At 61.9% G+C, this 18,103-nt stretch carries 17 protein-coding genes and 1 tRNA gene; 11 read left to right on the top strand and 7 right to left on the bottom strand.

Going from position 1 to position 18,103, the window contains the following annotated elements; all coding sequences use genetic code 11:
• Positions 1-4: 4 nt before the first annotated feature.
• A complete protein-coding gene (locus HDE78_RS01690; RefSeq protein WP_179476781.1) occupies positions 5-832 on the top strand; it encodes a sulfotransferase in 828 nt (275 codons plus the stop codon).
• Positions 833-1,009: 177 nt separating this feature from the next.
• Positions 1,010-1,840, top strand: a complete 831-nt coding sequence (locus HDE78_RS01685; protein ID WP_179476780.1) for an aldo/keto reductase — start codon at positions 1,010-1,012, stop codon at positions 1,838-1,840.
• Positions 1,841-1,847: 7 nt separating this feature from the next.
• Here HDE78_RS01685 and aat read toward each other — a convergent pair whose 3' ends face one another.
• The 3 genes from aat to trxB form a co-directional block, all read right to left on the bottom strand.
• Positions 1,848-2,561, bottom strand: coding sequence for a leucyl/phenylalanyl-tRNA--protein transferase (gene aat, locus HDE78_RS01680; protein WP_179476779.1), 714 nt, complete (start codon positions 2,559-2,561; stop codon positions 1,848-1,850).
• Positions 2,558-3,691 carry a GNAT family N-acetyltransferase gene (locus HDE78_RS01675; protein ID WP_179476778.1) on the bottom strand — a complete coding sequence of 378 codons (1,134 nt, stop codon included), beginning with the start codon at positions 3,689-3,691 and terminating at the stop codon, positions 2,558-2,560. Before HDE78_RS01675 ends, aat begins: the two co-directional genes overlap by 4 nt.
• Positions 3,692-3,757: 66 nt before the next feature.
• Positions 3,758-4,729, bottom strand: coding sequence for a thioredoxin-disulfide reductase (gene trxB / locus HDE78_RS01670; protein ID WP_179477106.1), 972 nt, complete (start codon positions 4,727-4,729; stop codon positions 3,758-3,760).
• Positions 4,730-4,966: 237 nt separating this feature from the next.
• Between trxB and ald the strand changes: the two genes are divergently transcribed.
• Both ald and HDE78_RS01660 read left to right on the top strand, forming a co-directional pair.
• A complete protein-coding gene (gene ald, locus HDE78_RS01665) occupies positions 4,967-6,031 on the top strand; it encodes an alanine dehydrogenase (protein ID WP_179476777.1) in 1,065 nt (354 codons plus the stop codon).
• Between the two features lie 122 nt (positions 6,032-6,153).
• Positions 6,154-8,385 carry a DNA translocase FtsK gene (locus HDE78_RS01660; protein WP_255457599.1) on the top strand — a complete coding sequence of 744 codons (2,232 nt, stop codon included), beginning with the start codon at positions 6,154-6,156 and terminating at the stop codon, positions 8,383-8,385.
• Between the two features lie 97 nt (positions 8,386-8,482).
• On the opposite strand, the gene HDE78_RS01655 is transcribed toward HDE78_RS01660, so the two are convergent.
• Positions 8,483-9,520 (bottom strand): oxidoreductase, encoded by a 1,038-nt coding sequence (locus HDE78_RS01655; protein ID WP_179476775.1) that lies wholly within the window; start codon positions 9,518-9,520, stop codon positions 8,483-8,485.
• Positions 9,521-9,556: 36 nt separating this feature from the next.
• The gene (locus HDE78_RS01650) at positions 9,557-10,147 is read right to left on the bottom strand and encodes a histidine phosphatase family protein (protein WP_179476774.1); all 591 of its coding nucleotides are present in this window, start codon (positions 10,145-10,147) and stop codon (positions 9,557-9,559) included.
• 196 nt (positions 10,148-10,343) lie between these two features.
• Between HDE78_RS01650 and lolA the strand changes: the two genes are divergently transcribed.
• From lolA to HDE78_RS01615, 7 genes are all read left to right on the top strand, one after another.
• The gene (gene lolA / locus HDE78_RS01645) at positions 10,344-11,009 is read left to right on the top strand and encodes an outer membrane lipoprotein chaperone LolA (protein ID WP_179476773.1); all 666 of its coding nucleotides are present in this window, start codon (positions 10,344-10,346) and stop codon (positions 11,007-11,009) included.
• A gap of 14 nt (positions 11,010-11,023) precedes the next feature.
• On the top strand, positions 11,024-11,707 hold the full coding sequence (locus HDE78_RS01640) for a YoaK family protein (RefSeq protein WP_343205650.1): 684 nt from the start codon (positions 11,024-11,026) through the stop codon (positions 11,705-11,707).
• Positions 11,708-11,713: 6 nt separating this feature from the next.
• Positions 11,714-13,069: a replication-associated recombination protein A gene (locus HDE78_RS01635; RefSeq protein ID WP_304624544.1), complete on the top strand. Its 1,356-nt coding sequence runs from the start codon at positions 11,714-11,716 to the stop codon at positions 13,067-13,069.
• An 84-nt stretch (positions 13,070-13,153) separates the two neighbouring features.
• On the top strand, positions 13,154-14,434 hold the full coding sequence (gene serS, locus HDE78_RS01630) for a serine--tRNA ligase (RefSeq protein ID WP_179476771.1): 1,281 nt from the start codon (positions 13,154-13,156) through the stop codon (positions 14,432-14,434).
• Entirely contained in the window at positions 14,431-14,838 is a 408-nt protein-coding gene (locus tag HDE78_RS01625) for an LrgA (RefSeq protein ID WP_179476770.1), read from the top strand. Before serS ends, HDE78_RS01625 begins: the two co-directional genes overlap by 4 nt.
• Positions 14,839-14,914: 76 nt before the next feature.
• Positions 14,915-15,004: transfer RNA gene (locus HDE78_RS01620), tRNA-Ser, on the top strand.
• 196 nt (positions 15,005-15,200) lie between these two features.
• A complete protein-coding gene (locus HDE78_RS01615) occupies positions 15,201-16,067 on the top strand; it encodes a hypothetical protein (RefSeq protein WP_179476769.1) in 867 nt (288 codons plus the stop codon).
• A gap of 219 nt (positions 16,068-16,286) precedes the next feature.
• Here the strand turns inward: HDE78_RS01615 and HDE78_RS01610 are convergent, their stop codons facing one another.
• Together HDE78_RS01610 and HDE78_RS01605 are read right to left on the bottom strand one after the other, a co-directional pair.
• The gene (locus HDE78_RS01610; protein ID WP_179476768.1) at positions 16,287-16,925 is read right to left on the bottom strand and encodes a hypothetical protein; all 639 of its coding nucleotides are present in this window, start codon (positions 16,923-16,925) and stop codon (positions 16,287-16,289) included.
• Positions 16,926-16,961: 36 nt separating this feature from the next.
• Complete coding sequence (locus tag HDE78_RS01605; RefSeq protein ID WP_179476767.1) at positions 16,962-18,056, bottom strand: DUF4238 domain-containing protein; 1,095 nt, start codon at positions 18,054-18,056, stop codon at positions 16,962-16,964.
• Between the last annotated feature and the right edge of the window lie 47 nt (positions 18,057-18,103).

Raw genomic sequence — 18,103 nt, 5'->3', positions numbered from 1 at the left:
TCCCTTGCCGCTATCACCGGTTCATTTGATCTCGGGGTTGCCGCGGTCGGGGTCGACGCTACTGTCGGCCCTACTGCGGCAGAACCCGCGTTTTAACGCGGCGATCACCAGCCCGGTGTGCTCGTTGTTTTCAGCCGTATTGCCAAGGATGAGCGGCAGCGCCGAGTTTGCGTCATTCTTTTCTGACGAGCGGCGCTATCGCGTCCTTCAAGCGCTTTTTTGGTCCTACCATCATCCCGAGCCTGCGCGCCAGGCTCAGGTCGTGTTCGATACCAATCGATCGTGGACGGCGAGGCTGGCCTTGGTCGATAAGCTGTTCCCTAGCGCTCGAGTGATCTGCTGCGTGCGAGATGTGCCTTGGGTGATCGACAGTGTTGAAAAAATGGTGCGGCGTAACCCCGCGCACGTGTCCAATCTGTTCAACAACAAGTCCGTGCGCAATGTGTACGGACGCGTCGACAACTTGATGGATTCGGACAATGGTCTGATCGGTCTTGCGTGGAGCTCATTGCGAGAGGCCTGGTTTGGGGAGCATGCAAACAAGCTCATAGTGCTGCGTTACGAGTCATTGGCACGGGAACCGGCACAGACGATGGAGCGTTTATATCGTGCCTTGGGCGAACAGCCATTTCCCCACGATTTCGAGAATGTGGCCTACGAGGAGGATGAGTTTGATCATCGATTCGGCATGCCTGGCTTGCATACAGTGAAGCGACGAGTGGATTTTGTTGAGCGCGCAACCGTGTTACCGCCCGATATTTTCTGCAAATACGTAGACTCGAACTTTTGGATGAATGAGAAATTGAATACCAAGGGTGCGCTTGTTCTTTAGGCGCACACGGGAATGGGCGGCATCCCGCTGACCTTCACTGACGATGGCCTTTTTTTACTGTTTGAATACAAGCCGCGACCCATTACGCCTCGCGAACGGATTGATCACGCCGCTTTCAGGGGCGGATAGTGCAAGGTGGGCCCCTTGTTTTTTCGAACACGATGGGAGCAACACCGCATGACCGATAAGCAACCCCTGTTGAAGCTCAACGACGGCATTTACGCGCCGCAGCTCGGCTTCGGCGTTTACCAAATTGATGATGCAAAAGCGACGGAGGCCGTTGGTACGGCCCTGAAAACGGGCTACCGCTCAATCGACACCGCCGCGTTCTACAAGAATGAGAAAGGCGTGGGCGAGGCGGTGCGCAACTCTGGCCTGTCGCGCAGCGATATTTTTGTCACCACCAAGCTGTGGAACGGCGACCAGGGCTTCGATATGGCGCTAAAAGCGTTCGATGCCAGCATGGACAAGCTCAAGCTCGATTACGTGGACCTGTATCTGATCCACTGGCCGTGCCCGGCCAAGGATCTATACGTCGATACGTTCAAGGCTTTTATCCGCCTGCGCGACGAGGACCGGATCAAGTCGATCGGCGTCTCCAACTTTCAGCCGAAGCATCTGGACAAGTTGATCGAGGAAACCGGCGTGGTGCCCGCCGTCAACCAGATCGAGCTGCACCCGGATTTCGCCCAGGTGGACGTAGCCGGTTTCAACAAATCCAAAGGCATCGTCACTGAATCCTGGAGCCCGCTTGGCCAGGGCGGCGATCTGCTGAAAAATAAAATCATCAAGGACGTGGCCGACGCCCACGGCAAGACGGCGGCGCAGGTCATCATTCGCTGGCATCTGCAGCTGGGCCATATGGTGATACCGAAGTCGGAAACGCCCTCGCGCATCGAGGAGAATTTCGACGTGTTCGACTTCGAGCTGAGCAGCGATCAGCTGAAGAAGATCAACGGTCTCGATGGCGGCAACCGGCTGGGTCCCGATCCCGACGAACTGAACTGAGCTGCGCTTACGTCAGGAACGATGGCTTGGCGTCGCGCCAAGCTCCCGACGGTACGTCGATCGCGGACAGCGCTTCGACTCGTGCGAGAAATGCCTCGCGCGGCATGTCGATGGCGCCCATGCTGACCAAATGCGGATTGGTCACCTGCGCATCGAGCAGCGGATAGCCGCGTTCCGCCAGCAGGGCGCATAGCGCGATCAGCGCGGCTTTCGAGCCGCCGCTGACCGCGCTGAACATCGACTCGCCGCAGAACAGCTTGCCGACGGCGACGCCGTAGATGCCGCCGACCAGATGCACGTCATCCCAGATTTCCACGCTGTGCGCGTCGCCACGATCATGCAGCGTTTGATAGGCCTGCATCATGTCGGGGCTTATCCAGGTACCGCGCTCGTTGGCGCGCGCGCCGGCGCAGCCGTGAATGACCCGATCGAAGGCGTGATCGACGGTCACCGTCCAACCACAGCTTGCCAGAGCGCGCCGCGTGCGTCGGCTGACGTGCACGGCATCGGTGCGAAACACGCAGCGCGGATCGGGCGACCACCACAGAATCGGTTCGCCCTCGTTGAACCAGGGAAAGATGCCGTGGCGATAGGCATCGAGCAAGCGTTCCGCGGATAGATCGCCGCCGAAGGCCAGCAGTCCGTTGGGTTCATGCAGCGCATGCCGCGGGTGGGGAAACGGTTCGTCGATGCCGGCATGCAGCCGTGGCAGAACGATCATGGTTGAGCCGGAGTCGCAGCGTACGGCGAATGCTCCATCAGCTCATCGTAGTAAGCCTCGCGCGAGCGTGCCTCGTGCACCAGCGCGTTGCGTACCGCGGTATCGAAGCTCTCGTTCATCAGGTAGTGGCGCGAGTGCGTGCGGGTGGGCAGAAAGCCGCGGGCCATTTTGTGCTCTCCCTGTGCGCCGGGCTCGAAGGTCTGCAGTCGATTGGCGATGCAGAACTCGATGCCGAGGTAATAGCACAGCTCGAAGTGCAGCCCCTGCACCTCGACCAGGCTGCCCCAGTAGCGGCCGTACAGCGTGCTGTTGCCGACCATGAACAGCGCCATCGCCACGATGCGGCCCTCCATGCGCGCGGTGGCGACCTGCACGCGGTCACCCAGAGTGCGACCGAGATGCCGGAAAAACGGCAGCGTCATCGCCGCGTGGTTGCCCTTCATGTCGAAGGTGGTTTCGTACAGCGCATGCAGCTCGCGCCAGTCGCCTTCGCCGATCGTGCTGCCGGCTTCCATCGCGATCTGCAGGCCGGATTCGCTGGCCTGACGGCGCTCCTGCCGGATGTTTTTCCGCTTCTTGCCGGTGAGGCCGGTGAGAAACGCCTCGAAATGCCGGTAGCCGCGGTTGTGCCAGTGAAACTGCCAGTCGAAGCGCTGCAGCCAGCGTTCGTCGAACGCGGGCAGGTCGGTCTCCAGCAGAAAATTGACGTGCACCGACGACAGCCCGAGCCGTTCGGTTTCGGCGACCAGCGCGGCGACCAGCAGCTTTTTGGTTTCCTCGCTGCGCGCGAGCAGCCGCGGTCCGGGCACGGGCGAGTAGGGCGCGGCGCACAACAGCTTGGGGTAGTAGTCGCCACCGGCGCGCTCGAAGGCGTTGGCCCAGGCGAAGTCGAATACGAATTCGCCGTGCGAGTTGCCTTTCAGATACGCGGGCGCGGCAGCGATCAATTGATCGCCCTCGACGATGACCAGATGATGCGCCTGCCAGCCGTAGTCTCGCCGCAGGCAGCCGTGCTGCTCCATCCCACGTAAAAAGGAGTAGCTCACGAACGGGTTGCCGTCGTCGATCAGCGCATCCCACTGCGCGGCGTCGACGCTAGCCAGATTGTCGAGCACGCGAAGTTCGCTCATCGATCTACTCTACGACAGCGTTGATCAATGAACCGTCCAGCGCGACTCCGGTACGCACGGGCGAACTCAGCCGATCAGGTTCTGCTGATCCAGCCAGCGCTCGGCGTCGAGTGCCGCCATGCAGCCGAAGCCGGCCGAGGTGATGGCCTGGCGATAGACGTGGTCGGCGACGTCGCCGGCGGCGAACACGCCGGGCACCGAGGTCGATGTAGCCATGCCGTTCAGGCCGCTGTGAATCTTGATGTAGCCGTCGTGCATCTCGAGCTGGCCGTCGAAGATGCCGGTGTTCGGCGTATGGCCGATCGCGACGAAGAAGCCGGTGGCCTCGATCTCGCGGGTGGCGCCAGTGTCGATGTCCTTCACGCGCACGCCGGTGACGCCGGAGTCATCGCCCAGCACTTCATCGATGCCCGAATTCCAGACCAGCTCGATCTTGCCGGCGGCGGCTTTCTCGAACAGCTTGTCCTGCATGATCTTCTCCGCGCGCAGCTTGTCGCGGCGATGGATCAGATAAACCTTTTTCGCGATATTGGACAGGTACAGCGCCTCTTCGACAGCGGTGTTGCCGCCGCCGATCACCACCACGTCCTGCTCGCGGAAAAAGAAGCCGTCGCAGGTGGCGCAGGCGGACACACCGCGGCCCTTGAACTTCTCTTCCGAGGCAATACCGAGATATTTGGCCGTAGCGCCGGTGGTCACGATCAGCGCGTCGGCGGTGTAGGTGCCCGAATCGCCCTTCAGCACGAACGGTCGCTGCTGCAGATCCACCGAGTGGATGTGGTCGAAGATCATTTCGGTGTGGAAACGCTCGGCGTGTTCGGCCATGCGCTTCATCAGATCCGGCCCCTGCAAACCCTCCACGTCGCCGGGCCAGTTGTCCACCTCGGTCGTGGTCATCAGCTGGCCGCCCTGCTGCAGGCCGGTGATCATGGTCGGCTTGAGGTTGGCGCGCGCGGCGTACACCGCAGCGGTATAGCCGGCGGGGCCGGAACCGAGGATCAGCAGACGGCTGTGTTTGGTGGCGGTGCTCATGGGTATAATCCTTCGGTTTGCTGGACGCTTTGATCGCAGCTTGATAGTCGTTCGCGTCATTCCGGTTGCCGTCCTTCGAACGGTCTGGAATGACTGCTTTCCGTCCGCAAGGATGGGGAACGCCGGCCCACGATTCAAGCACTGCGGCAACGGAACACGCTTAACCCAAAGATCCACACCGAATTCAACCCCATCCGGCGCCCATCCCCAGCGCCTGCCATGACAACCACAGGACTGCCTCCCATGCGTATCGGTATCCCCTCCGAAACCAAGACCCTCGAAGGTCGTGTCGCCCTGGTGCCCGCCGCCGCCGCCGATCTCGTGCGCCGCGGCCACGAGGTATTCATCCAGGCCGGTGCCGGCCTGAAAAGCGGCTTTTCCGACGAGGCCTACAGCAGCGCCGGCATCAAGATCGTGGCCGACGCCGCGGCGCTGTACGAAGCCGGCGAGCTGATCGTCAAGGTGAAGGAGCCGGTGGCCGGCGATCTCGCTCTGCTGAAGAAGCACCACCTGCTGTTCTGCTACCTGCATCTGGCGGCCGAGCCGGCGCTGACCAAGAGCCTGCTGGATATCGGCCTGACCGGCGTGGCGTTCGAGTCCGTGGAAGAAAACGGCGCGCTGCCGCTGCTGCTGCCGATGTCGGTGATCGCCGGCCGCATCGCCACCCAGATCGGTACCACGCTGCTGCATCGTCCGCAGGGCGGCAAGGGCAAACTGCTCGGCGGCATGGCCTCCACCCCGCGCGGCAAGGTCGTTGTGCTGGGCGCCGGTGCGGCCGGTGGCAACGCCGCCGCGCTCGCTGCTGCGGCCGGTGCCAACGTGGTGGTGTTCGACAAGCGCCAGGATCGCCTCGCCGAAATGATGGCGATGGGCCCGAACGTCACCGCGCTGTATGCCTACGAGTCGTCCGTGGCCGAAGAAGTGCGCGATGCCGACATCGTCGTCGGTGCCGTGCTGATCCCCAGCGCCAAGGCGCCGCGCGTGGTCACCGAAGCGATGGTCAAGACCATGGAGCCGGGCAGCGTGCTGGTGGATATTTCGATCGACCAGGGCGGCTGCTTCGAAACCTCCAAGCCCACGACCTGGAAAGAGCCGACCTATGACGTGCACGGCGTGACGCACTTCTGCGTCACCAATATGCCGGGCGCCGTGCCGCAGACCTCGTCGGTGGCCATCTCGGCGGCGATCCTGCCGTACGTTCAGCGTCTGGCGGCCGGCAACGAGTGGCGCGAGTTTGCGCCGCTGAGCGGTGGCATCAATATCGACGGCGGCAAGCTGGTGCATCCGGCATTGCAGGGTATGCTCTGAGCAAGTCCGCGAAAGGGAAGCCTTCCAAGGTGGCGCGCATTGCAACCGCAAAACAGCAACCCAAGGAAGGCCTCAGCGAGGAGCTGAAGCGCCGGCTGCGTGAAGCAGGCGCTCTGCTGCTGATGCCGCTGGCGCTGTATCTGCTGGTCTGCCTGCTCAGCTACGACGCTCGCGATCCGAGCTGGACCAACGCCAGCCAGATCAACATCGTGCAGAACTTCGGCGGCACCTTCGGCGCGCATATCGCCGACCTGCTGCGCTGGATCTTCGGCTACGTCGCCTACTGCTTTCCGCTGCTGCTGCTGTTGCTGGGCGTGCAGGTGCTGCGTCAGCGCGGCGAGCGGCGCGTGCACGCGTGGGAGCCGTCGCTGCGGCTGATCGGCTCGGTGTTTTTCTTCATCACCGGCCCCGCACTGCTGTATCTCAACTTTGGCGACGATCCCGTGCCGCCGCAGGGCGCCGGCGGCATCATCGGCCTTTGGGTGGGGCGTCCTCTTTCGCAAGCTTTGGACAAGGGTGCGCCGCTGCTGCTGCTGGCGCTGTTTCTGGTGGCCGTGACGCTGGCCACGGGGCTGTCGTGGTTCAAGCTGATGGATTGGACCGGTCAGGCCGTGCTGCGTCTGGCCGGCTGGTTCAAGGGCAAGATGCGCGAAGCGCCGCAGGCCATGGCGGCACGCCAGGCCCGCACCGAGCGCGACGTGGTGAAGAAGGCCGACGCGGTCAAGCAGGCCAATCGCGAGCCCGTGCGCATCGAGTCGCCGCCAGCGCCGGTAGCGAAGAGCGAGCGAGCCAAACTGGAAACGCAGATTCCGCTGTTTGCGGGAGCGGCCACGCCGGGCGAGCTGCCGCCGCTGTCGCTGCTGGACGAGGCGCCGCCGCAGGGGCCGGGCTATTCAGAAGAGACGCTCGAAGTGCTTTCGCGCCAGGTCGAGTTCAAGCTCAAGGACTTCAAGATCGAGGCGAAGGTCGTCGGCGCCTATCCGGGCCCGGTGATCACCCGCTTCGAGATGGAGCCGGCCGCCGGCGTGCGCGGTTCGCAGGTGTCGAGCCTGGACAAGGACATCGCCCGCGGCCTGTCCGTGGTCAGCGTGCGAGTGGTCGACGTGATTCCGGGCAAAAACGTCATTGGCCTGGAAATCCCCAATACCAACAAGCAGATCGTCTATCTGTCGGAGATTCTGCGCTCGGACAAGTACGACCAGCTGAAGTCGCCGCTGGCGCTGGCGCTGGGCAAGGACATCGGCGGCAAGCCCGTGGTGGTGGATCTGGCCAAGATGCCGCATCTGCTCGTGGCGGGCACCACCGGCTCGGGCAAATCGGTGGCGGTCAATGCGATGGTGCTGAGCCTGTTGTACAAGGCCAGCTCGAAAGACGTGCGCATGATCATGATCGACCCGAAGATGCTGGAGCTCTCGGTGTACGAGGGCATCCCGCATCTGCTGGCGCCGGTGGTCACCGACATGAAGGAGGCGGCCAACGCGCTGCGCTGGTGCGTTGCCGAAATGGAGCGCCGCTACAAGCTGATGGCGGCGGTGGGCGTGCGCAACCTCGGCGGTTTCAACAAAAAGGTAAAGGACGCCGAGAACGCCGGCCAGCCGCTGCTCGATCCGCTGTTCCGGCCCAACCCAGAAATGCCCAACCTCGCCGCCGAGCAGCTGGAGCCGCTGCCGTACATCGTCATCATCATCGACGAGTTCGCCGACATGATGATGATCGTCGGCAAGAAGGTCGAAGAGCTGATCGCGCGACTGGCGCAGAAGGCGCGTGCCGCCGGCGTGCATCTGATACTCGCCACGCAGCGTCCGTCGGTCGACGTGATTACCGGCCTGATCAAGGCGAATATCCCCACGCGCATCGCCTTCCAGGTTTCCAGCAAGATCGACTCGCGCACCATTCTCGACCAGTCCGGCGCCGAGGCGCTGCTGGGTCACGGCGACATGCTTTACCTGCCGCCGGGCACGGCCACGCCCGAGCGCGTGCACGGTGCTTTCGTGGACGACCACGAGGTGCATCAGGTCGTCGCGTGGCTGAAATCGCAGGGCGCGCCGCAGTACATCGAAGGCGTGTTGGAAGAAGTACAAGCCACCAGCGACGGCAAGTTCATCAACGACTCCGGCCTGCCGCAGGACGGCGAAGAAGGCGGCGGCGACGCCGAAACCGTGCTGTACGACAAGGCGGTCGCCATCGTCACGCAGACCCGCCGCGCGTCGATCTCCGGCGTGCAGCGCCATCTGCGCATCGGCTACAACCGTGCCGCCCGACTGGTCGAACAGATGGAGGCCGACGGCGTCGTCAGCGCACCCCAGCACAACGGCAACCGCGAAGTGCTGGCGCCGCCGCCGCCGAAGAACTGATCGTGTGGATTCGTGCATGGACGCTATCCAAAGCGTCCATGCGCGGCCATTTCGTTTAGATGAGGGCAGGCCGACTGGCTTGTAGCGTTCGCGCGATTTACGGCAAAGCGATCGTTCGGCCTTCGCTGGCACTGCGCTGCGTCAGCTCGATGATGCGCATGGCGTCGAGTGCTTGGCGCGGCGACACCGGCACGTCGCCTTCGTCGGCGATGGCGGCGGCCATGCCGCGGTAGAAGCAGGGGTAGTTGCCTGCAGCGACCTCGATGTTTTCTTTTTCATCTTTATCAGCGCGCGTGAGCACGGCTGTCGAGGTGTATGTGCTGCTGCCCCAGTTGCTGCCGCTCGGCGTCTTGCCTGCCTTGAGGGCGGCTTCCTGTCCGTCGAGGCCGGTGATGATCAGACTGCCCAGCGAACCGTGCACCGTGAAGCGCGGGCCGGGTGCCGCGGCCAGCATCGAGGCGTGCAGCACCACCCGGCGCCGGCCGTAGCGAAGCACGACATGAAAATAATCGTCGATCTGAGCCTGCTCGCGCTGGATCGCGATGTCCGCGGTGACTGCCTCCGGCATTCCGAACAGCTGCAGCGCCTGATCGATCAGATGCGCGCCCAGGTCGACGAAGACGCCGGAGCCGGGCTTGGCCTGTTCACGCCAGCCTTGCTTGATGGCGGGACGAAAGCGGTCGAAATGCGATTCGACATAATTGATCGAACCGAGCACGTCGCGATGGATCAGATCGGCAACGGTGAGGAAGTCGCCGTCCCAGCGCCGGTTCTGAAATACGCTCAGCCTCAGGCCGCGCTTTTCCGATTCCGCAACCAGCGTTTCCGCTTGCGCCACCGTCACCGCAAATGGCTTGTCGATCACCACATGCTTGCCGGCCCGCAACGCAGCCAGCGCGAGCGGGTAGTGGGTTTCGTTGGGTGTGGCGATAACGACGAGATCGACCTCGGCGCTTTCGATCAGCGCTTCGGGCGAGTCATCGATGTGCACCTCGGGAAAAGCACGGGCGATTGCGTCGCGCCGGCTGCTCGCGATACGCGCCAGCTGCAGGCGCGGCTCCACCGCGATCAGCGGCGCATGGAACGTGGCGCCGGCGGCGCCGTAGCCGATCAGGCCGGTACGGATAGGTTGCATGGGCATGTCTTGCGATGAGGGCAGGGTGTTTGGCGATCAGTGGTGCAGCGCGTTCCACTGCGTGATCGCGCGTTCGTCGCGTTCGAAGCCGAGCTTGCTGATCGATGCGGTGCCGAGCACCAGATGCGCACCCAGGCGGGCATCGTCGGCCATCCAGCAGCCGGCCAGCACGCGCAGGATATGCGCATGGGCAAACAGGGCGATACGCCCGTCCAGCGTCAGCAGGTGGCCGATCAGGGACTCGGCGCGCCGCTGGATCGCCGCCACGTCCTCGCCTTCGGGCATCGGCGAATCCCACACCGACCAGCCCGGCGTTTCCTGGCGGATGTCCTGCGTCTTGCGGCCTTCGTAGATGCCGTAATTCCACTCCAGCAGGCGCGGTTCCAGTTCCATCTGAGCACCGAGGCCCGCCAGGCGGCAGGTGTCCTGGGCGCGGGTCAGCGGGCTGCACAGCACCCGGTCGAACGGCTGCTGCGCCAGCACCGGCCGCAGCGCTTCGGCCTGGCGCCGGCCGTTCTCGGTCAGCGGAATATCGGTGCGGCCGGTGTGCTGTCCGGACAGGCTCCACTCGGTTTCGCCGTGGCGGATCAGCCAGATTTCAGGGTGTTTCGTGGTTTGGTCATTCATGGGGAAAGCTTGCGCAAGCGGTGGGAAAGTTACTGTGAACGGTCCGGCTGACAACGAGGTGACGCGTCATGAGTTCAATGCCTCGGCAGGTCGAGCGTGTATCGGCACCGGGTCTGCGGTCTTAGACTAGCTGCCATTAAGTCGCCGCTGCGCAAACTGCGCGTCGACGCATCCACCTATCGTTGCAGGAAATTCCATGAAGCGCCTGACCCTTCTTCTATCCACCGCCGCTCTCGCTTTGGGCGTGTGTGCGGCCCACGCGGAACCGGCTGGTGCGGCGCGCGCGCGGCTGGACGCGTTTGCGCAGAACCTGCATTCGCTGACCGGGCAGTTCAACCAGTCGCTGACCGATATCAACGGCAAGTCCACCAAGACCAGCGCCGGCACCCTCGCGCTGGAAGCGCCGCGCGAATTTCGCTGGGACACGCTGACGCCGTACAAGCAGACCATCGTCGCCGACGGCAGCCGGGTGTGGATCTACGATCCCGAGCTCGAGCAGGTCACCGTGCGCGTGCAGAGCAGCGAAGAGGCGCACAGCCCGCTGACCGTGCTCACCGACGTCAAGCAGATCGACAAGAACTTCAAGGTGAGCGAGCAGGGCGAACGCGACGGCCTGCAGTGGCTGCGGCTCACCTCCACCAGCAAGGACCCGCAGTTCGACTATGCCGACCTCGGCTTCGACGCCAACGGCCTGGCGCGCATGACGTTTCGCGATCAGCTCGGCGCCACCACCGATATCCGCTTCTCCGGCTGGCAGCGTAACGCGGCAGTGCCTGCGACCACCTTCAACTTCGTGCCGCCGAAGGGCACCGACGTGATCGGCGATGCGCCGGTAATCACCACCCAGCCGCTGAAAGACTGAGCCCGATCGTGCCTGTGCTGCGTCAGTTGCAGACCTGGGCGTGGATCGGCGGTGGCGTGCTCGCTTTCATCGCCGGGGTGATCAACGCCGCCGGCTACATGGGCTTTCGGCACCAGTCGATCAGCAATCTGACCGGTTCCACCAGCCTGCTCGGCATCGCCGTGGCCACCGGCGACGGCGGCGAGGCGCTGCATTGGGTGCTGTCGATCGCGGCGTTTGTCATTGGTGCCACGCTCAGCGGCCTGATCGTGCAGCAGAGCACGCTCAAGCTGGGCCGGCGCTACGGCGTGGCGCTGGTGTTCGAATCGATGCTGTTGTTTGCCGCGGTGCCGCTGCTGGTGGCGCAGCATCCGCTGGGCCTGTACTTCGCATCGATGGCGTGCGGGCTGCAGAACGGCATGGCCAGCACGTACAGCGGCATGGTGTTTCGTACCACTCACGTGTCCGGCATTTTCACCGATCTGGGCATCTACCTCGGCCAACGCCTGCGCGGGCTGGAGGTGGACACGCTGCGGATCCGCGTCTGCCTGCTGGTGGCGGGTTGTTTTTTGTTTGGCGGCATTGTCGGCGCACTGCTGTTTCGCGTCATGCAAGAGCGCACGCTGCTGATACCGGCCACACTCACCGGCCTGTGCGGGCTCGGTTACGGCATCTATCGGCAGTCCACCATGCGGCGCGAGGCCCACACCGGCGCCTGACGGGGCATGTCGTATCATCGGCCGATGCCTCGCTCCAACACCACGCCCACCGCCGGCCTGTTTCCTGAATCCGATGCGCTCAAGCCGCTGGCCGAGCGCATGCGTCCGCGCAGTCTCGACGAGATCGTCGGCCAGCAGCGCCTCGTCGCAGCGGACAAAGCGCTGCGCCGCGCGCTGGAAGCCGGCAAGGTCCACTCGATGGTGCTCTGGGGGCCGCCCGGCTGCGGCAAGACCACGCTGGCGCTGCTGGTGGCGCGCTATGCCGACGCGGATTTCCGCGCGATTTCCGCCGTGCTTTCCGGCCTGCCGGACGTGCGCAAGGCGCTGGCCGAAGCCGAGGTGAATTTCGCCCAGGGGCGGCAGACCGTGCTCTTTGTCGACGAGGTGCATCGCTTCAACAAGACCCAGCAGGACGCCTTTCTGCCGCACATCGAAAAAGGCGTGATCATCTTTATCGGTGCCACTACCGAAAACCCCTCGTTCGAGCTGAACTCCGCGCTGCTGTCGCGCTGCCGCGTGCACGTGCTGGAGCCGATTTCGAAAGACGACATTGTCGCTGCTCTCAAGCGCGCGCTGCGAGATACCGAGCGCGGCCTCGGCGATCAGCACCTGCAGGTGGCCGATAGCTCGCTCGATTCCATCGCACAGGCTGCCGACGGCGACGTGCGCCGCGCGCTGACCCTGCTGGAAATCGCGGCTGAGCTCGCCGAAAAAGGCAGAATCGACGACGCCACCCTGAGCCAGGTGCTGGCCGACCGCACGCGCCGCTTCGACAAGCAGGGCGAGCAGTTCTACGACCAGATCTCGGCGCTGCACAAATCCGTACGCTCGTCCGACCCCGACGCGGCGGTGTACTGGCTGTGCCGCATGCTCGACGGCGGCGTCGATCCGCTGTACCTGGCCCGTCGCATGACGCGCATGGCGGTCGAGGACGTGGGCCTGGCCGAGCCACGCGCCTGGCGCATGGCGCTGGACGCGTGGGACACCTACGAGCGCCTGGGCAGCCCCGAGGGCGAGCTGGGGCTGGCGCAGCTGGCGATCTGGCTGGCCATCGCACCCAAGAGCAACGCGGCCTATATGGCCTACAACAAGGCGCGGGCCGCGATCAAAGAGCAGGGCACGCTCGAAGTACCGATGCACCTGCGCAACGCGCCGACCAAGCTGATGAAAGGCCTGGGCTACGGCAAGGGCTACCAATACGACCACGACGCCGAAGGCGGCATCGCGCTCGATCAGCAGTGCCTGCCCGACGAGCTGGCCGGCAGCGTGTTCTACGAGCCAGTCGAGCGCGGGCTGGAGCTGCAGCTGCGCGAAAAGCTGCTGGCTCTGCGCGCCGCAAGGGCGCAGGCGCGCGGCAAGTAGCCACGCGGCTTGAGCGATCGTCATTGCGGGTATTGCCACCCGGCGGCGATAATTCACTGCTCAAGCCTCATTCTGGACTCGATCATGCTGGATCCCGCACTGCTGCGTTCGCGCCTCGCCGAAACCGCCGCACGCCTGAAGGAAACGCGCGGCTACGCGCTCGACGTATCCGAAATCGAGGCGCTGGAAAACACCCGCAAGCAGCTGTCCACCGAAACGCAGGATCTGCAGAACCTGCGCAACACGCGTTCCAAGGCGATCGGCCAGGCGAAGGGCAAGGGCGAAGACGTGGCGCCGCTGATGGCCGAGGTCGCCGGCATCGGCGACAAGCTCAAGGCCAACGAGCAGGCGCTGGCCGACGTGCAGGCCAAGCTGTCCGGCATCTCGCTGGTCATCCCCAATATTCCGCATGCGTCCGTACCGATCGGCAAGGACGAGAGCGACAACCTCGAAGTCTGCCGCTGGGGCACGCCGGCGACGTTCGATTTCGCGGTGAAGGATCACGTCGAACTCGGCGAAAAGCACGGCTGGCTCGATGGCGATGCCGGCGCCAAACTGTCCGGCGCGCGCTTCACCGTACTGCGCGGCCAGCTGGCGCGCCTGCACCGCGCGCTCGGCCAGTTCATGCTCGACCTGCACACCGGCGAGCACGGCTATCTCGAATGCAACGTGCCGGTGATCGTCAATGCCGAAAGCATGCTGGCCACCACCCAGCTGCCGAAGTTCAAGGACGACCTGTTCGCCACCGAGATCGGTGAGACCACGCGTTACCTGATCCCCACGGCCGAAGTGTCGCTGACCAACCTGGTGCGCGACACCATCCAGGATGCCGACGCGCTGCCGCTGCGTTTCACCGCGCACTCGCTGTGCTTTCGCGCGGAGGCCGGCAGCTATGGCCGCGACACGCGCGGCATGATCCGCCAGCACCAGTTCGAGAAAGTCGAGATGGTGCAGGTGGCGCGCGCCGCCGACTCCTACGACCAGCTCGAGGAAATGGTCGGGCATGCCGAAACCGTGCTGCAGAAGCTCGGCCTGCCGTATCGCAAGCTGCTGCTGTGCACCGGCGACATGGGTTTTCAGTCGACCAAAACCTACGACCTCGAAGTGTGGCTGCCGAGCCAGCAGACCTACCGCGAAATCTCCAGCTGCTCCAACTGCGAGGATTTCCAGGCGCGCCGGCTGCAGGCACGCGTGCGCAACGCCGACACCGGCAAGCCCGAGCTCGTGCACACCTTGAACGGCTCCGGCCTCGCCATCGGCCGCACCCTCATCGCCGTGATGGAAAACTTCCAGCAGGCCGATGGCTCGATCGTCGTGCCCGAGGTGCTGCGCCCGTACATGGCCGGGCTGGATCGCATTGCATGAACGCACCGGTGCAAAGTGGCCCGACGCCGAGCAGCCAGCCGCAGGGACGCTGGAGCAAGGTGGAAAAGGTCACCAGCATCTGCCTGCTCGTCGTGCTCGCGTCGTTCATCGGCACGCGCCTCGCCTTCGCCACGGTATGGCAACTGCCCACGCTCGACCTGACCCTCTCCGTCGCCGCCCTGATACTGGTGCTGGCTGGCTTTTGGTTCGGTCGCCACAGCCGCCGCTGGCGCCTGTGGACCGTGGCGCTGGCCAGCGCCACACAGATCGTGCCCATGGTCTGCCGCGAACCGGTGCTGCTGTTTCCGCTGCTCGCCGCCGCCATTCCCATCGCCATCGTCGTCGGCTGCCTGATCGCCCTCTCGAAAAAAGACACCCCGGTTCGTCCCGCACCAGGTTCCTGATAAACTGCGGCACTTAGCCAGCGCTAAAGATATAAACCGATGGAGTGCGCAAGGCGACCATCGAGCAAAAGTTCATGGAGAGATGGCCGAGTGGTTTAAGGCAGCAGTCTTGAAAACTGCCGTAGGTGTGAGCCTACCGTGGGTTCGAATCCCACTCTCTCCGCCAGCAAATACACTAAAGCCACTGTTTTCAGTGGCTTTTTTGTTTCTGGTAAAAATACAGCCCCACTTTTAGCCCCACATTGATGGGCGGCTGATTGCCCCTTCTTCATAGAGCTGGTGCTCTTTGCGAGGAAACTTGGCATCAATCCGTCGAGATACTTCAATCTTCTTGACTTTTCGACCCTGGACTAGGACTTGGCATGAGCACGAGCACGAGCAAAGAAGAGCCCAAACGGCTTACACCTACGAAGGCGACGATTCGTCAGCTCTTTGCATTGTCCGGAAATCTGTGCGCCTTCCCTGATTGCGTCCATCTTCTCATTGATGCGGATGGTGAGTTCATCGCCCAGGTGGCGCATATCGAAGGGGCAGAGGAGGGTGGGGAGCGCTTCAATCCGAAGATGACGAACGAACAGCGGCGCCATCCAGAAAATTTGGTCCTGCTTTGCTACAAGCACCACAAAAAGACCAATGACGTAGAGGCCTGGACCGTCGAGAGGATGCGGAAGATGAAGGCGGACCACGAGCAGCGCTTTCAAAATCCGGAAAAGGCCATTCTGGAAGGGCTCAAGGACTGGACTCAGTCCGACGAGCTCATACCGCCTAAGAACTTGGACGCGATGCACAAGCAGTCAGACTCCCCCTACCTTAATTCAGACAACCAGGATGAGAAGAAGGTGTATCTGAGTGAGGTGCAGAAATACCTTGAGACCTATAAAAACGTGCCTCACGACACCCGCATCTTTCTGGGTGCTGTAGTGGAGCGAATGCTGACTGTCGAGGACAATGGGCTGATGAAAATCGGAATCCATAAGACGACAATTCCAGCAGAGGACCTGAGGACTGCTCTCAACATGTCGCGTGCGAAGCTTAGGCGAAGCTATGAAGCACTGGAGCGTTACGGTCTTGGAGGTTTAGATGAGGGCTTCGATGGAGAGCACTTCATCTCAATCCGCCACGTGTACGTCGCACCCTTCTGGATTGAGGTTGCGCAGTACTGCAAGGCGGTAGGGCAGCACTTCCGGACCTACTATATGGACCTGAACTTCAGCGGTCTGGATGCCTGACCGTTAAGGGGCAGGCTGGAAAACCTGGCATACGTATACCATCTGGTGGTTTCCTGAAGCAGCGAGCTCGAAATCCCTCATTCGATAGCATTTCGTAGAACGGTGAATCAGGCATCAGAAGCTGATACTTCTTCGCTGTCTCTGCAAAAAGCTCAGGTGGGCAGGCCTGAAGAAGCGACTTATCGACGATGACTCCCTGATATTTGGGCATGTTCGTCCTTAGGTGTTGGTCATCTGTTGGCTGCTCTCTATGCCAGTTTGAAGTGAAGCGAAAGCAAGCGCGTTGGCTTTCGCATATTCCTCTCGGTCATGGTCAATCTTTGCAAGCCGTGACCGCATGTACTCAACTGGATTCCAATCGCCATCTGTTGGTCTGGATGGGAGGTGTGCATGAGAGCGAAGGCTTGCAGACAACTTAGAAGCACGTATGCCTAGAAGGGCATATTGATACTGGCGTTCTTGAAAAAATTCCTCAAAGTCTGGCGGGTCGCTAACAAACTCGCCAACGTTATGAATTTTTGCCTTTGCGGATTCAATTTCAAGCGGAAAGCTCAACAAGTCGTTCATCAGCTTTGCTGGCAAAGCCTTCCATTCAACCTCAGCGGATAAGGGCTCAAAGGTAGGTGGGACGGTTTGGGTCCTCCTATTCCCATCGCTATCGGGCTGGCCGTGGAACAAGCCATCATCGCCAACGACTTCAGCGCATCCGGCTAAAAAGCGCTCTAGCATCGAGGCGATAAGAATTGCTAGATATTGCGTATCTTTCCGCTTGTCTCTTGCCTTGAACCACCATTCTTTGAAGATGGTTAGGAGTGCACCGACTACAACACCAATCAGGCCGAAGATTGCGGTTTCCATGGTTCCCCTTTGCATGATTTTTGAGCGTGCGACGCATTACCGAAGCTGGATATCGTCTACTTCGTAACGTACGTGTGACCCAATCCTTGGGTGCGTGTTCTTTGGTAGTCGATGACGGTACATCGCTCCTCTCTTGTGGAGAGGAATGGAGCTGTATTCGCGGCGTATTTTAATGAGATTCGGGCTGAGACGAATTGGCAGAAGCGCTTCGAAGCTGTGCACGATTTGTTCCATCGAGCCATCCGCGTTCTTTGCCATCTTTGTGGTTACGAAAGTGGTGCGACCCTGGGGGCGACGTGCCTTGCTATCACGGCAGAACGCCTCGAATTCTGGATTCACGTCGTCCATAAAATACAGATTCTCGTGCGCATTAAGCGCTTGAAAGGTGTTGAAGCAACGCACGTCCCGTATGTCCTTCAAGGTGGTTACGTGTCTTGCCCCTGGGTCACCAGTCACTCTGTAGGTGTCTGCGTCGTACAGCATCAAAAGATGCCTTGGGGATAGGGGAAGGAATGCTTGCAAGCCCCGGCAATCCCATCCAAGAACGCCTCTGTACGTGATGCCCTCGCAGTACAAGTTGTGGGAGACCACTGGGTCGTCGCCGGTAATGAACTGTTCGGAGGTTTCGTTGACAAGGAGGTGCATCTGGAGGTCGGCGGCCACAAACATCATTTGCGGTAGCGAGCTAAAGATGATTTTAAGTGGAGGCGTTTGGTCCTCCATCATCTCTTTGATGAAGGCCTCTGGAGCTTCTTCCGGGCCCTTGTTTACCTGCTCTCGCAGAAATTGATTCATGGTGTCTGCGGACTGGATGGAGCGGGTTGTTCGTGCTTTTTGGAACACCAAGAATATGAGAAGGTCCAGCCATTCTTTCGTGCCACGGGGAGGAAGTGCCTTTCCATCTATCACAGAGCGGATGACGATGGAGGCTGCCGCTTCCATTACTCCTAGCCTCTTCTCAAGGCCTGGCTCAAAGGCGTGCAATTTCCGCTTATAACACTGACCATCAACACCGGCCTCTGTAATGAACCGGTCGCCAGCAAAGTTGTAGAGATTGATTTGCTTTCTGTTGGTCGAGAAATTTTTGAGGTAGAACCTCGGGACATAGTGATGCTTCTTAGGTTCACTCATGTTCTACCTGCCAGGCCGCGCGAAAGTCATTTTTCAAGCCGTGAGCT

Source organism: Rhodanobacter sp. K2T2, assembly GCF_013408815.1.
Classification (GTDB): Bacteria; Pseudomonadota; Gammaproteobacteria; order Xanthomonadales; family Rhodanobacteraceae; genus Rhodanobacter.
This window is presented reverse-complemented; position numbering and strand designations above follow the sequence as displayed.

Coding starts and splice junctions, on each gene's coding strand:
- ald (WP_179476777.1), top strand. CDS start 4,967: ATGCGTATCGGTATCCCCTCCGAAACCAAGACCCTCGAAGGTCGTGTC.
- HDE78_RS01615 (WP_179476769.1), top strand. CDS start 15,201: ATGAGCACGAGCACGAGCAAAGAAGAGCCCAAACGGCTTACACCTACG.
- HDE78_RS01685 (WP_179476780.1), top strand. CDS start 1,010: ATGACCGATAAGCAACCCCTGTTGAAGCTCAACGACGGCATTTACGCG.
- HDE78_RS01650 (WP_179476774.1), bottom strand. CDS start 10,147: ATGAATGACCAAACCACGAAACACCCTGAAATCTGGCTGATCCGCCAC.
- HDE78_RS01605 (WP_179476767.1), bottom strand. CDS start 18,056: ATGAGTGAACCTAAGAAGCATCACTATGTCCCGAGGTTCTACCTCAAA.
- HDE78_RS01610 (WP_179476768.1), bottom strand. CDS start 16,925: ATGGAAACCGCAATCTTCGGCCTGATTGGTGTTGTAGTCGGTGCACTC.
- aat (WP_179476779.1), bottom strand. CDS start 2,561: ATGATCGTTCTGCCACGGCTGCATGCCGGCATCGACGAACCGTTTCCC.
- HDE78_RS01635 (WP_304624544.1), top strand. CDS start 11,714: ATGTCGTATCATCGGCCGATGCCTCGCTCCAACACCACGCCCACCGCC.
- HDE78_RS01660 (WP_255457599.1), top strand. CDS start 6,154: ATGCCGCTGGCGCTGTATCTGCTGGTCTGCCTGCTCAGCTACGACGCT.
- HDE78_RS01625 (WP_179476770.1), top strand. CDS start 14,431: ATGAACGCACCGGTGCAAAGTGGCCCGACGCCGAGCAGCCAGCCGCAG.
- HDE78_RS01675 (WP_179476778.1), bottom strand. CDS start 3,691: ATGAGCGAACTTCGCGTGCTCGACAATCTGGCTAGCGTCGACGCCGCG.
- serS (WP_179476771.1), top strand. CDS start 13,154: ATGCTGGATCCCGCACTGCTGCGTTCGCGCCTCGCCGAAACCGCCGCA.
- lolA (WP_179476773.1), top strand. CDS start 10,344: ATGAAGCGCCTGACCCTTCTTCTATCCACCGCCGCTCTCGCTTTGGGC.
- HDE78_RS01655 (WP_179476775.1), bottom strand. CDS start 9,520: ATGCAACCTATCCGTACCGGCCTGATCGGCTACGGCGCCGCCGGCGCC.